We start from the raw sequence: 11609 nt of genomic DNA on the forward strand, positions 1-11609 counted from the left end.
GGCCGGACTTTGCCATATTGACAGGCGCCAGCACGTCAACCGCTCACCCGTTGCCGAGGTCGACCGTGTTCCTGAAGGTGGAAGAAGTCAGCCGCCGACGGCTGATGCACGTGCGCGACAGCTCCGCGTCGTACGAGGGTGCGCGGTTCCATGCCGAGCACGCGATGATCGAGGTCAAGCGGCCGCAGGACGAGGGCGCGGGTCAGCATTTCCGGTGTGCGGTGCCCGGGTGCGGCCGCTCGGTGGCGGTGTGGGCGGCGAGTCTGACCGAGGCCAGGCGGGGCAAGGCGCTGCGCGCGGGCTGGTTCGGCGCCACCATCGTGATCTCCGTCGGGTTGGCGGTGTGGGTCGCGACCCTGGCCGGGGCGGTGTTCCTGCTGCCGCTGGCCGTCGGCGCCCCGATCGCGTACCGCCTGTTGCGGGTGTGGCAGCGCTACGACGGCATCGACGCCGACGATCCCCAGCATGTGGTGCTGCCCCTGGCCCGCGCCTGAGATCTGCGCCCCGGTACTGTCCGACCTCCACGATGCTGGAGGTGAGGATGTCCGCGTCCGAGGCCGCGGTCGCGACGACCGCGCTGTGGCGGCGGCCGGGTTTCTCGGCGCTGCTGGTCGGGCAGACCCTGTCGGCGCTGGGCGACTCGTTCTCGTTCGTGGCGATCCCACTGCTGGTGCTGCACGCCACCGGGTCGGTGGTGCAGATGGGCGCGGTGACCGCGCTCGGCGGCGCGGCGGCGCTGGTGACCGGGGTGTTCTCCGGGGTGCTGGCCGACCGGTTCGACCGGCGGCGACTGCTGATCGGCTGCGACCTGGCCCGGTTCGCGCTGTACGCGGCGGTACCGCTGGTGTGGGCGCTGCACCCCTCGGTGTGGCTGCTGTACGCGGTGCTGCCGCTGGCCAGCGCGTTCGGCAACGTGTTCCAGGTGACGTATGTGACGGTGGTGCCGGGCCTGGTGCCGCCGGAGGAGATCACCCGGGCCAACGGGCGGCTCTACGCGTCGTACTCGGTGGCGTTCCTGGTGGGACCGGCGCTGGCGGGGCTGGTGTCGGGGCGGTTCGGGCCGACCCCGGCGATCGCCTTCGACGCGGCCACGTTCGCGGCCTCGGCGGTGTGCATCGCGCTGATCCGAATGCGTACGCCGGTCGCGGCCGCGCCGCGAGACCGGGAGAGCATGTTCGCGGTCTTCTCCGCGGGGGTGCGGTTCATCGCGCGCCATCCGGTCCTACGCTGGCTGACCGTACTGTTGACGATCGTTTCCGGCCTGCTGCTCGGCCTCAACGACGTGATCGTGTACCACGTCAAGCACGACCTCGGCGGCAGCGACGGCGTAGTCGGCTACGTGCTGGCGACCGGCATCGTCGGCAGCCTGGCCGCCTCGTTGCTGGTCGCGCGGATTCGCGGCCGCCTCGGCTTCGGCGCGACCTGGGTGACCGCGAACGCGATCGCGGGCGTGGGCATCGCGGCGGTGGGCTGGGTCGGTGGGCCGGTGCCGGTGGCGGCGCTGACCGCCGTGGTGATGCTGTGCACGTCGCTGGGCGGCATCTCGTCGATGTCGCTGCGGCAGGAGGTGACGCCGAGCCACCTGCTGGGCCGGGTGACCTCGGCGTTCTGGACCCTGCACTCGGCGTTGGCCCCGCTGGGCGCGGCGGCGTTGACGGCCGCCGCGGCCAGGTTCGGGGTGGCGGCGACGCTGTCGGCCGCCGGGGCACTGTGCGCGGTGACCGCGCTGACCGGCCTGCTCACGCCGCTGCGGCGGGCCGACCGTGGTCCGACTCAGGCGTCGGGGTCGACGCCGAGCAGGTAGGCCGTCGTGGCGCCGCCCGCGTCGAGGCGGTTCAGCGCGGCGACCAGCTTGCGTTCCTCGTAGGTGAAGTGCGACTCCAGCAGCGCGAACAGGCCGTCGACCGTAGACAGCAACCGAGCCGCCCGGGCCGGATCGCCCGCGGCGGCCGGGAGTTCGGCGATCAGGTCGGGCAGGCGTCGCAGCATGTCGCCGACCAGCCCGTGGTCTCTGCGCAGCACGTCGAGCACAGGTGCCAGGTCGGGGTGCTGCCGGGCCAGCGCGGTGAACGCATGGTCGTCCTCGGCGGTGTGGTGGCGCTGGAGCGCGGTGCAGAACGCCAGGCAGTGGGTGGGCAGGTCGCGCGGCGGCGGTCCGGCGCCGTCCAGGTGCGCTTCGATGTCGGCGCGTAGGCGGGTCAGCTGCTCGCGCAGGCGGTCATGGATGTCGATCAGTTCGAGGCCGTACGCGGTGATCCGCTCGTTCGGCTCTGAGGTGGTGGGCATGCCCGTCCTCGGGTATCGCGCCTCCATGCCCTCGGCGGCCTTCGTGCCGGGTGCACCGCGACGCTGGCGCGAACCCTACCGCAGGACTTGACGCAACCCATCGGTTGCAATAACGTGAGTAGCAACCAGTTGGTTGCTACTCACGGAGGATTACGATGGGCTTCCCTGATCGCATTGAGCGGACGATCGAACTCACCCGGCCCCCGGCCGCTGTCTGGGCAGCGCTCACGACGGCGGAGGGTCTGGGCACCTGGCTCGGCAACCAGGCCGTGGTCGACCTGCGGCCGGGCGGAACGGCCCAGGTCAAGTGGGACAGCGGGGACAAGGCCGAGCTGACCATCGAGCGGGTCGAGGAGCCGACCGTCTTCGGCTTCACCTGGCACATCTACGGCCTGCCCGAGCAGGATCCGCGCCGCACGTACGTCGAGTTCACACTCGAACCCGTCGGCGCGGGCACCCGCCTGACCATGGTCGAGTCGGGGTTCGCCCAGCTGCCCGACGACGACTACCGCAAGGCGTACGACGCCAACACCGGGGGGTGGACACACGAGCTCGGCGAGCTGGTCGAATACCTCAATGCAGCCTGACATCGAGGCGATCGCCGAGCAGGTCTTCACCGCCCTGGCCGACCCGAGCCGACGCGGCATCCTCGCCGCGCTCGCCTCGGGCGGCCCGGCCACGGCCACGGACCTGGCCGATCGCCTGCCGATCACCCGGCAGGCGATCGCCAAACACCTGGCCCTGCTGACCGAGGCGGGCCTGGTCACCGCCGAACCCGGCGAGCGGCGCCGAGTGCGCTACCGGCTGCGCTCGGCGCCGATGCAGGTGGCGCAGCAGTTCCTGGCCGCGCTCGCGCACGACTGGGACGGACGACTCGACGCGCTGAAGGACCACCTGGGTGGCTGACGCCCGGCTAGCCGCGGCGCGAGGTCCGGACCAGGTCCCCGGCTGTGGCCAGCCGGGCCAGTTCGGTCGGGGTCAGGTTCGGGTCGAGCTCGCGGACGGCCAGCGCCCGGGGCAGTTGCGACAGCGGGTCGCCGTCGGCGTGCAGCAGGAACTCGGTCACGAACCGGCGGCCCGCCTCGGCCAGGGCCGGGTCGTCGCCCACCGCCACCTGGGCCACGATCAGCGCGGACATCGCGACGTCCAGCTCGGGCGGGCCGTCGACGGCGTTGCGCCAGTCGATGAGCATCGGGCACTCGTCGGTCAGGATCACGTTGTCCGGGTGCAGATCCAGGTGCAGCAATCGAGATCCGCGCACCGCCCCGGGGCGGGTCGGCACGGCGTGCAGGCGAGTGTGCAGCGCGGCCAGGATCTGCGCGCCTGCCTCGACATCGATGCTGCCGTCGAGCATCGCCTCCAGCAGGGTCGGCCCGTCCAGCCGGTCCATCACCAGGTCCGGGCCCTGGGCCTGGTAGACGTGCGGCACGGGCAGGCCGTGCGCGGCCGCGTACGCCATGACCGCGGCCTCCGCCCCGGCGTCGGTGCCGTCGCGGTAACGTCGCAGGACCCGCCCGTCGTCGACGGCGTACACGTCGGCGCTGCGTCCGCGTCCCACCAGCACGAGTTCCGGCACCACCCCAGCGATCCCCTTCCGCACGTTGCTCACAGGTATTCCATCGCGACCAAGCGTGAACGTCCAGTGGGGATCGCTCAGGGCGAAGTGGCGAGCTTCACACCGAGTCCGATCAGGACCGTCCCGGCGACCGCGTCGATGGTCCGGCGGACCCGGACCGCGGTCGGCGCGCCGCCCACCAGCCAGCGGCGGGCCAGGCCCACCCCGACGATGATCAGCGTGAACCACACCATCGCCTCGGCGTCGTGGATGAGCGCCATCAGCACGCCCATCGGCAGCGACGGGACGTCGGCGGGCAGGAACTGCGGCAGCATCGCCGCGTAGAAGACGCCGACCTTGGGGTTGAGCAGGTTCGTGACCAGGCCGCGCAGGAACGCGCGGCGGGCGGAGGCGGGCAGCCGTGCCGCCTCGGCGTCCGGATCGGACCCGCGACGACGCCAGGCGTCACGCAGCATGACCGCGCCCAGGTAGACCAGGTAGGCCGCACCGGCGACCCGGATCACCGTGAACGCTGTCTGCGACGCGGTGACCAGCGCCGAGATGCCCGCCGCGGCCGCGGTGCCCCAGATCAGCGCGCCGGTGCAGATGCCCAGCGCGGTGGCGTAGGCGTGGCGTCGCCCCTGGGCCACCGAGGTACGCAGCACCAGGGCCGTATCCGCCCCCGGGATGATCGTCACCACCGCGGCGACGAGTGTGAACGAGAGCAGGGCCGAACCTACGGTCATCCGATGAGGGTACGACCTCAGCGCGTCGCGTGGTCCGCCGTCGGTTGCCGTCCCGCCCGGCGCAGCATGCCCGCCGCCAGTGGGGCGGCGTCGAGGTCGCCCGCGGCGATGCGCGCGGTGATGGTGCGCCGCACCATCCGGGCGGCCAGGGACGGCAAGTGCCTGGCCACGAAGAGTTCCACCCGACCCCGGCCGGTGGTGGCGATGTCGCGGCGCGGGCGGCGGGCGGTGGCGGCGCCGAGGATCGCGGCGACCACGCCCTCGACCGGCTCGTACCGCGACACGCCCTGCAGGGACAGGCCAGCCTGCGCGGAGGCGTCGTGAATGGGCGAGGCGACCATGCTGGGGTAGACGACGCTGACGCCGATGTGGGAGCCGACCTCCAGGCGCAGCGCATCGGCGTAGGCGACCAGGGCGCGCTTGCTGACGCCGTACGCGGCCGCCAGCGGCAGCGGCAGCAGCGCCATCCGGCTCGACACGAACACGATCCGGCCCCGGCTGCGCTCCAGCGGCACGATCGCGGCGGCGGTGGTGTGCCAGGCCGCGACCAGGTTGACCTCCAACTGGCGCCGGGCCTGCTCACCGGGCGGCAGCTCGGCCGGGGCCGGGCCGCCCACGCCAGCGTTGTTGACCAGCAGGTCGAGCCCGCCCAGCAGCTCCACCGCCTGCGCCACACCCTGCCGGGCCTGCTGTCCGTCGGTGAGGTCGCACGCGATGACCGGCGAGTTCCCGATCCGCCCACCGGCCAGGTCCAGGCCCACGACCTGTGCTCCGGCCGCGGCCAGGCGCTCGCACAGCAGCTTTCCGAACGTGCCGTTGGCCCCCGTGACCACGGCCCGCTGTCCGCGCAGCGTCCTCATTGGTTGATCATTCCCTTCCAGCTCACGCCCTGGCCCCGCAGCGCGCGGGCGGTGCCCTGCGCGAGTTCCCGGGCGGCCAGGTCCAGGTAGGCGTCGAAGTCGATGCGCATCGCGGGGCGGCGCTCGCCCCAGCGATCGCGCGCGGCGGCGTGCTCGCGGGCGATGTCGGCGGTCCGCGCGGCCGGGTCGGGCAGCGCGTACCGCCCGGCGACGTAGGCGGCCGCCAGCCGCGCCTGCGCCTCGACCACCGGCAGCGCCGATCCGGTCGACTGCATCAGCCCGACGAACATCAGCCCGGGTTCGCCCTGGTGGAACACGTGCCGGAACAGCGGCATCCGCTCGGCCGACGGCGCGAGCAGCCCCTGGTCCAGGAACGGCAGGTCGATCGAGTAGCCGGTGCACCACACGACCAGGTCGACCTCGTCGGTGCGCCCGTCGGCGAGGGTGACGGTCTGCCCGTCGAAGCGCCTGATCTCGCCGCGTACGCCGATCTCGCCGTGGCTGATGCGCGACAGCAGCGCGTCGGACAGGGTCGGATGGTCCTGCAGGAAGCCGTGCTCCGGGTCGGGCAGGCCGTAGCGGGAGGGTCTGCCGACGGCGACGCGCAGCATGGTCTGGCTGATGCGCTGGCGCAGCCGCCACGGCAGCCGCTTGGCCAGCGCTCCGTTGAGGGTGTCCGACGGCTTGCCGAACAGGTGCTTGGGCACGATCCACACGCCACGGCGCACCGACAGCAGGGTGCGCGGCGCGACGTACGAGGCGTCGACGGCGATGTCCATGGCCGAGTTGCCGCCGCCGACCACCAGCACCCGTCGCCCGGCCAGCTGCTCGGGGCCCCGGTAGTCGTGGCTGTGCAGTTGCTCAGCGGTCAGCGTGCCCGGGTAGGCGGGCTCGGGCAGGCGGGGGCGGCTGTTGTGGCCGTTGGCGACCACGACCGCCTCGACGCGCACGGTCACGGCGCCGTCGGGGTTGAGCGCGGTGACCCGCCAGCCGTCGCCCTCGCGCACCACCTCGGTCACTGTGTGGTGCAGGCACACGCTCTTGAGCAGGTCGAAGCGGACGGCGTAGTCGTGCAGGTAGGCGGCGATGCGCGCGTGGTCGGGGTAGTCCGGCCAGTCGGCGGGCATGGGCGCGTCGGCGAACTCGGTGCGGGTCCGGCTGGTGTTGAGGTGCAGCGTCCGGTACGCCGAGGAGTGCGGCGCGCCGTACACCCACAGCCCACCGACCTGCGCCCCGGCGTCGAAGCAGACGGCGGACACGCCCCGGTCGGCCAGTGCCTTGAGCGCGGCCAGTCCGGCCGGACCGGCGCCGATGACGGCGACACGTGGGCTCATCGCACCCTCCCCAATTAATCCAACGCCTGCTGGATATTGCCGGAGGGGACGGGCGGCGTCAAGGGCGGGGCGCGTACATCCGGTCCAGCCAGCGGTGCGCGTAGGCGCGGAACTCCCGGCGCTGCCGCGCCCCGGCCGCCCCGGACAGCAGGCCCACCACATGCGCGTGCACCGCCCAGACCAGGCTGCGTACGGCCAGGTGCGGATCGGGCTCGTCGAGCACCCCGGCCGCGTGCGCCTCGGCCAGCACCTGCTCGACGGCCCGGTAGAGCGGGTTGGCGTAGCGCTCGTCCAGGTCGGCGTGCCGGTCGGGCTCCAGCCAGCGGCGCAGCCACAGGCCGGTGGTCTCCGGGCGGTCCTCCAGGAAGTCGACGAAGCTGTCCAGCAGTTCGTGCAGGGCGGCCATGGCGGTGACCGGACCGGACCCGACCGCCGCGCGGGCGGCGCCGGTGGCCTGGGCCAGGACCGTGCTCTCGGCCTCGTGGATGCGGGCGAAGCAGGCGTCGTAGAGGGCGGCTTTCGTACCCACGTGGTGGTGCACGGTCGCGACGTCTACCCCGGCCGCGGCCGCGATCTCGCGCATGCCCACGGCGTCGAAGCCGCGCCGGGCGAACAGCCCGGTGGCGGCGACGACGATCGCCTCCGGGGTGGCGACCCGGTCGGTGCTGCGGGGACGGCCTGGTCCGCGGCGGGGTGTGGTCATGGCTCCCATCGTGCCCTACTATCCAGCGAATGTTGGATTACAGCTCCGGCGAGACCGCGGCCGACTCCGCCGCGACGCGCTCGGCCCGGCTGCCGCGCGGCGGCATGGCCGCGTACGCGACCGGCTCGCTCGGCATGGGCACCTGGGTGACCGTACCCGGCCTGCTGCTGCTGTACTTCCTCACCGACGTGCTGGCCGTGACGCCGCTGCTGGCCGGTGTCGTGCTGCTGGTGCCGAAGATCGCCGACGTGGTGCTGCACCCGTGGGTGGGCCACCTGTCCGACCGCGACCTGCGCCGACGCGGCCACCGCCGCACGCTGATGACGTTGGGCTGCGGCCTGCCGCTGGCGTTCGCGGCCCTGTTCGCGGTGCCGGGCGGGCTGTCCGGCGCCCCCGCCGCGGCCTGGGTCGCGGTCGGCTTCGTCGCGGGCAACCTGCTGTTCGCCGCGTACCAGGTGCCCTACCTGTCCACCCCGGCCGACCTGGGCATCGGCTACCACGAGCGCACCCGGCTGATGGGCTTCCGGATGGTGGTGCTCACCGTCGGCATCCTGCTGTCCGGCGTGCTGGCCCCGATGCTCGCGGGCAAGCAGGACCCCAGCCGGGCCGGATACGCGCTGATGGGCGCGGTGCTCGGCGCGACGATGCTGGCCACCATGCTCGTCGGCATCGGCGGCGTGCGGCGCCTGGCCACCGCGGCCCCCGGCGACGCTCCCGCCTCGGCGCACGCCGCCGCCGGGTTCAAGGCCCTGCTCGGCGCGCTGCGCGACCCACAGTTCCGCTGGCTGGTCGGCGCCTACCTGGCCATGTCCACCACGACCCACCTGGTGCTGGCCGCCGTCCCCTACTTCGCCGAGTACGAACTGGGCCGCCCCGGCCTGACCACCGTGCTCGTCGCCGCCTTCGTGGCTCCCGCACTGATCGCCACCCCGATCTGGGTCGCGGTCGCCCGCCGCATCGGCAAGCAGCCCGGCCTGCTCATCGCCCAGGCCGCGTTCGTGGTCGGGTCGCTGGTGCTGGCACTCGGCTCGGCGGCCGGGCTGCCGGTGCTGATCGGCGCGGTAGCGGTGCTCGGTGTCGCGTTCGCCGCGATGCAGCTGCTGCCGTTCTCGATGATGCCCGACGCGATCCGGGCGGCCGGGGGCGCCGAGCGGGCCGGGACCTACACCGGCGTATGGACGGCGGCCGAGGCGACCGGCGGCGCGCTCGGCCCGTACGTCTACTCCGCCTGTCTGGCCGTGGGCGGGTTCGTCGCCTCCGGCGCGGGCGAGCAGGTGACCCAACCGGGGCTGGCGCACACCATGATCCGCCTCGGGTTCGGCCTGGTGCCCGCCGCACTGATGGTCGTCGCGATGCTGCTGCAGCGCCGCTACACCCTGGACCGCACCCTGCGCTGACCCGCACGGATCAACAGGGCGGTCCGTCGGACGCGAAGCGGGCTTCGAGGCGGTCGAGGGTACGGCTGATCGCCCGGCGGTTGCGGCGCGGGAACCAGCTGATGCTGATCAGCAGCGGGATGCGCGCGGTCGACCAGTCGAACTCCTCGGTGACCAGGGTTCGGCCCTCCCCCGCCGGGTCCAGCCGCCAGCGCCAGCGGTGCCCGTTGAAGTGCCGCCACGCGATCAGGCGGCCTTCGTCGAACTCCACCACCGTGTTGAGCACGCTGTAGTCGGCGCCCATGTGCATGTCCATGCCGAACTTCATTCCCAGCGCGAGCCGACGCGGCGCGCCCCGGGCCGCCAGCACCGACCCCGACCCGTCGATCACCGGATGCTGGGCGGGGTCGACCAACAGCTCGAAGATCGCCGCCGGTTCAGCGGCGACGACCCGACTCTGGCTGATGAGGCGACGCATCCGGGCAATGTAGCGCGACCGCCCGCACACGACCCGGCAGGAGTCACGCCCGCCGGTCCGACCGGACACGGCCCCCGTGCCCCGCGCCGACGTCCGGAATGTGCGAGAGTGGGCGCATGGAACGGATTTCCCGTCGCATCGCAGCCATCGCCGAGTCGGCCACCCTCGCCGTGGACGCCAAGGCCAAGGCACTGAAAGCGGCAGGCCGCCCGGTGATCGGCTTCGGCGCCGGCGAGCCCGACTTCCCCACCCCCGAATACATCGTCGAGGCCGCCCAGGCCGCGTCCGCGCAGCCGCGCATGCACAAGTACTCGCCCACCCCGGGTCTGCCCGAACTGCGCGAGGCGATCGCGGCCAAGACCCTGCGCGACTCCGGCTACCAGGCCTCGCCCAGCCAGGTGCTGGTCACCAACGGCGGCAAGCAGGCCGTCTACACGGCCTTCGCCACGCTGCTCGACCCTGGCGATGAGATCCTGGTGGTGGCTCCGTACTGGACCACGTACCCGGAGGCGATCAAGCTGGCCGGGGCGGTGCAGGTCGACGTGGTCACCGACGAGCACTCCGGCTATCTGGCCACCGTCGAGCAGCTGGAGGCGGCGCGTACACCGCGCACCAAGGCGCTGCTGTTCGCCTCACCCGCCAACCCCACCGGCGCGGTCTACCCGCCCGAGCAGGTCGTCGCGATCGGCCGCTGGGCCGACGAGCACGGGCTCTGGGTGATCACCGACGAGATCTACGAGCACCTCACCTACGGCAACGCCAAGTTCAACAGCATCGCCACCGTCGTGCCCGAGCTGGGCGACCGGGTCGTGATCCTCAACGGCGTCGCCAAGACGTACGCCATGACCGGATGGCGGGTCGGCTGGCTCATCGGCGCCCCTGACGTGGTCGCCGCCGCGACCAACCTGCAGTCTCACCTGACCTCCAACGTCTGCAACGTGGCCCAGGCCGCCGCGCTGGCCGCCGTCTCCGGTGACCTGTCCGCCGTCGACCAGATGCGCCAGGCGTTCGACCGGCGTCGCCGCACCATGGTCACGATGCTCAACGACATCCCCGGCGTGGTCTGTCCCGAGCCGCTGGGCGCCTTCTACGCGTACCCGTCGGTCAAGGGGCTGCTCGGACGGGAGCTGCGCGGACGGCGACCGGAGACCTCAGCCGAGCTGGCCGCGCTGGTGCTGGAGGAGGCCGAGGTCGCGCTGGTGCCGGGCGAGGCGTTCGGGACCCCGGGCTACTTCCGGCTGTCATACGCCCTCGGCGACACCGACCTGGTCGAAGGGCTCACCCGGCTGGGCAAGTTGCTCACCGAGGCGCAGCCCGCGCACTGACCGCAGCTCGGCGTCGCGCCTGGTCAGCGGGTACGGTATGCCGCCGTGACCCTGTACCTGATCGCCGCCGCCGTCTTCGGGGTGGCCGCGTTCGCGCAGGCGGTGACCGGTTTCGGCTTATCGCTGGTGTCGGTGCCCCTGCTGGCCATGGCCGACCAGCCGCAGCCCGCAGTGGTCTCGGCGACCATCATCAGCCTGATCCTGAACGCGGCGACCGCCTGGCGTGAGCGCGCCCACGCGGAGGTGCCGATCGCGCGCCGCCTGCTGTTCGCGGTCGCGATCGGCATGCCGCTGGGCCTGCTGCTGCTCATCTCGCTGCCGGACCTGGCACTGCTGATCCTGATCGCGGTGGTCAACCTGACCAGCACGCTCGTGGTGTGGCGCGGCTGGCAGTTGCCGCCGAAGGCCGGTGCCTCCGCCGCGGCCGGGATCCTGGCCGGGCTGCTGGCCACGACGACCGGCACCAACGGGCCGCCGCTGGTGGCGACGCTGCGGGCGATGAAGCTGGAGCCGCGCGTGTTCCGGGCGACGGTCGCGTTGATCTTCGGGGTGGTCGGGCCGGTCGCGGTGGTCGGGTTCGGCATCGCGGGGACGCTGACCTGGCATGCGACGCTGCTCGCGGCGGCTGGGCTGCCCGCGACGGTGCTCGGCGCATGGCTGGGCAACATCCTCTTCCACCGGCTGGACCCGCTCGCGTTCCGGCGCGTGGTCCTGTCCTGCCTCGCCGCCAGCGCCCTCGCCGCCCTGGTCAACGCCACGACCCGCGCCATCTGACCCCCCGCCCCCCGCGCCGCCGCCTAGCCCACCCGGCCCGCCCCCGCGGCTGGCGGCTGGCGGCTGGCGGCTGGCGGCTGGCGGCTGGCGGCTGGCGGCTGGCGGCTGGCGGCTGGCGGCTGGCGGCTGGCGGCTGGCGGCTGGCGGCTGGCGGCTGGCGGCTGGCGGCTGG

The 11609-nt window shown here is 73.1% G+C and carries 14 protein-coding genes; 7 read left to right on the plus strand and 7 right to left on the minus strand.

What is annotated here, in order from left to right; translation table 11 throughout:
- Positions 1-65: 65 nt before the first annotated feature.
- Both KUA19_RS39625 and KUA19_RS39630 read left to right on the plus strand, forming a co-directional pair.
- A complete protein-coding gene (locus KUA19_RS39625; protein WP_217404724.1) occupies positions 66-494 on the plus strand; it encodes a hypothetical protein in 429 nt (142 codons plus the stop codon).
- 47 nt (positions 495-541) lie between these two features.
- Positions 542-1804 carry an MFS transporter gene (locus KUA19_RS39630; protein ID WP_217404726.1) on the plus strand — a complete coding sequence of 421 codons (1263 nt, stop codon included), beginning with the start codon at positions 542-544 and terminating at the stop codon, positions 1802-1804.
- On the opposite strand, the gene KUA19_RS39635 is transcribed toward KUA19_RS39630, so the two are convergent.
- A complete protein-coding gene (locus tag KUA19_RS39635) occupies positions 1774-2286 on the minus strand; it encodes a hemerythrin domain-containing protein (protein WP_217404728.1) in 513 nt (170 codons plus the stop codon). The genes KUA19_RS39630 and KUA19_RS39635 overlap by 31 nt on opposite strands.
- Before the next feature lie 155 nt (positions 2287-2441).
- Between KUA19_RS39635 and KUA19_RS39640 the strand changes: the two genes are divergently transcribed.
- Both KUA19_RS39640 and KUA19_RS39645 read left to right on the plus strand, forming a co-directional pair.
- Complete coding sequence (locus KUA19_RS39640; RefSeq protein WP_217404730.1) at positions 2442-2873, plus strand: SRPBCC domain-containing protein; 432 nt, start codon at positions 2442-2444, stop codon at positions 2871-2873.
- The gene (locus tag KUA19_RS39645) at positions 2863-3192 is read left to right on the plus strand and encodes an ArsR/SmtB family transcription factor (protein ID WP_217404732.1); all 330 of its coding nucleotides are present in this window, start codon (positions 2863-2865) and stop codon (positions 3190-3192) included. The genes KUA19_RS39640 and KUA19_RS39645 overlap by 11 nt, the downstream gene beginning before the upstream one ends.
- 7 nt (positions 3193-3199) lie before the next feature.
- Here the strand turns inward: KUA19_RS39645 and KUA19_RS39650 are convergent, their stop codons facing one another.
- The 5 genes from KUA19_RS39650 to KUA19_RS39670 are packed head-to-tail and all read right to left on the minus strand — an operon-like array spanning position 3200 to position 7484.
- Positions 3200-3895 carry a phosphotransferase gene (locus KUA19_RS39650; RefSeq protein WP_308167913.1) on the minus strand — a complete coding sequence of 232 codons (696 nt, stop codon included), beginning with the start codon at positions 3893-3895 and terminating at the stop codon, positions 3200-3202.
- Between the two features lie 44 nt (positions 3896-3939).
- On the minus strand, positions 3940-4587 hold the full coding sequence (locus KUA19_RS39655; protein WP_217404734.1) for a LysE family translocator: 648 nt from the start codon (positions 4585-4587) through the stop codon (positions 3940-3942).
- A gap of 17 nt (positions 4588-4604) precedes the next feature.
- Positions 4605-5447 (minus strand): SDR family NAD(P)-dependent oxidoreductase, encoded by an 843-nt coding sequence (locus tag KUA19_RS39660; protein ID WP_217404736.1) that lies wholly within the window; start codon positions 5445-5447, stop codon positions 4605-4607.
- Positions 5444-6781, minus strand: a complete 1338-nt coding sequence (locus tag KUA19_RS39665) for a flavin-containing monooxygenase (RefSeq protein ID WP_217404738.1) — start codon at positions 6779-6781, stop codon at positions 5444-5446. The genes KUA19_RS39660 and KUA19_RS39665 overlap by 4 nt, the downstream gene beginning before the upstream one ends.
- A gap of 58 nt (positions 6782-6839) precedes the next feature.
- Positions 6840-7484, minus strand: a complete 645-nt coding sequence (locus tag KUA19_RS39670) for a TetR/AcrR family transcriptional regulator (RefSeq protein ID WP_217404740.1) — start codon at positions 7482-7484, stop codon at positions 6840-6842.
- Between the two features lie 29 nt (positions 7485-7513).
- On the opposite strand from KUA19_RS39670, the gene KUA19_RS39675 reads away from it, so the two are divergent.
- Positions 7514-8881, plus strand: coding sequence for an MFS transporter (locus tag KUA19_RS39675; RefSeq protein WP_217404742.1), 1368 nt, complete (start codon positions 7514-7516; stop codon positions 8879-8881).
- A gap of 10 nt (positions 8882-8891) precedes the next feature.
- Here KUA19_RS39675 and KUA19_RS39680 read toward each other — a convergent pair whose 3' ends face one another.
- A complete protein-coding gene (locus KUA19_RS39680) occupies positions 8892-9338 on the minus strand; it encodes an SRPBCC family protein (protein WP_217404744.1) in 447 nt (148 codons plus the stop codon).
- Between the two features lie 116 nt (positions 9339-9454).
- Between KUA19_RS39680 and KUA19_RS39685 the strand changes: the two genes are divergently transcribed.
- Both KUA19_RS39685 and KUA19_RS39690 read left to right on the plus strand, forming a co-directional pair.
- The gene (locus KUA19_RS39685) at positions 9455-10663 is read left to right on the plus strand and encodes a pyridoxal phosphate-dependent aminotransferase (RefSeq protein ID WP_217404746.1); all 1209 of its coding nucleotides are present in this window, start codon (positions 9455-9457) and stop codon (positions 10661-10663) included.
- Between the two features lie 45 nt (positions 10664-10708).
- Positions 10709-11437, plus strand: a complete 729-nt coding sequence (locus KUA19_RS39690; protein ID WP_217404748.1) for a sulfite exporter TauE/SafE family protein — start codon at positions 10709-10711, stop codon at positions 11435-11437.
- Positions 11438-11609: the final 172 nt, after the last annotated feature.

The sequence above is a fragment of the Catellatospora tritici genome (genome assembly GCF_019083965.1).
GTDB lineage: Bacteria > Actinomycetota > Actinomycetes > Mycobacteriales > Micromonosporaceae > Catellatospora > Catellatospora tritici.

Excerpts from the sequence above, each read along its gene's own strand:
- KUA19_RS39630 (WP_217404726.1), top strand. The coding sequence starts at position 542 with ATGTCCGCGTCCGAGGCCGCGGTCGCGACGACCGCGCTGTGGCGGCGG.
- KUA19_RS39635 (WP_217404728.1), bottom strand. The coding sequence starts at position 2,286 with ATGCCCACCACCTCAGAGCCGAACGAGCGGATCACCGCGTACGGCCTC.
- KUA19_RS39640 (WP_217404730.1), top strand. The coding sequence starts at position 2,442 with ATGGGCTTCCCTGATCGCATTGAGCGGACGATCGAACTCACCCGGCCC.
- KUA19_RS39645 (WP_217404732.1), top strand. The coding sequence starts at position 2,863 with ATGCAGCCTGACATCGAGGCGATCGCCGAGCAGGTCTTCACCGCCCTG.
- KUA19_RS39655 (WP_217404734.1), bottom strand. The coding sequence starts at position 4,587 with ATGACCGTAGGTTCGGCCCTGCTCTCGTTCACACTCGTCGCCGCGGTG.
- KUA19_RS39660 (WP_217404736.1), bottom strand. The coding sequence starts at position 5,447 with ATGAGGACGCTGCGCGGACAGCGGGCCGTGGTCACGGGGGCCAACGGC.
- KUA19_RS39665 (WP_217404738.1), bottom strand. The coding sequence starts at position 6,781 with ATGAGCCCACGTGTCGCCGTCATCGGCGCCGGTCCGGCCGGACTGGCC.
- KUA19_RS39670 (WP_217404740.1), bottom strand. The coding sequence starts at position 7,484 with ATGACCACACCCCGCCGCGGACCAGGCCGTCCCCGCAGCACCGACCGG.
- KUA19_RS39675 (WP_217404742.1), top strand. The coding sequence starts at position 7,514 with ATGTTGGATTACAGCTCCGGCGAGACCGCGGCCGACTCCGCCGCGACG.
- KUA19_RS39680 (WP_217404744.1), bottom strand. The coding sequence starts at position 9,338 with ATGCGTCGCCTCATCAGCCAGAGTCGGGTCGTCGCCGCTGAACCGGCG.
- KUA19_RS39685 (WP_217404746.1), top strand. The coding sequence starts at position 9,455 with ATGGAACGGATTTCCCGTCGCATCGCAGCCATCGCCGAGTCGGCCACC.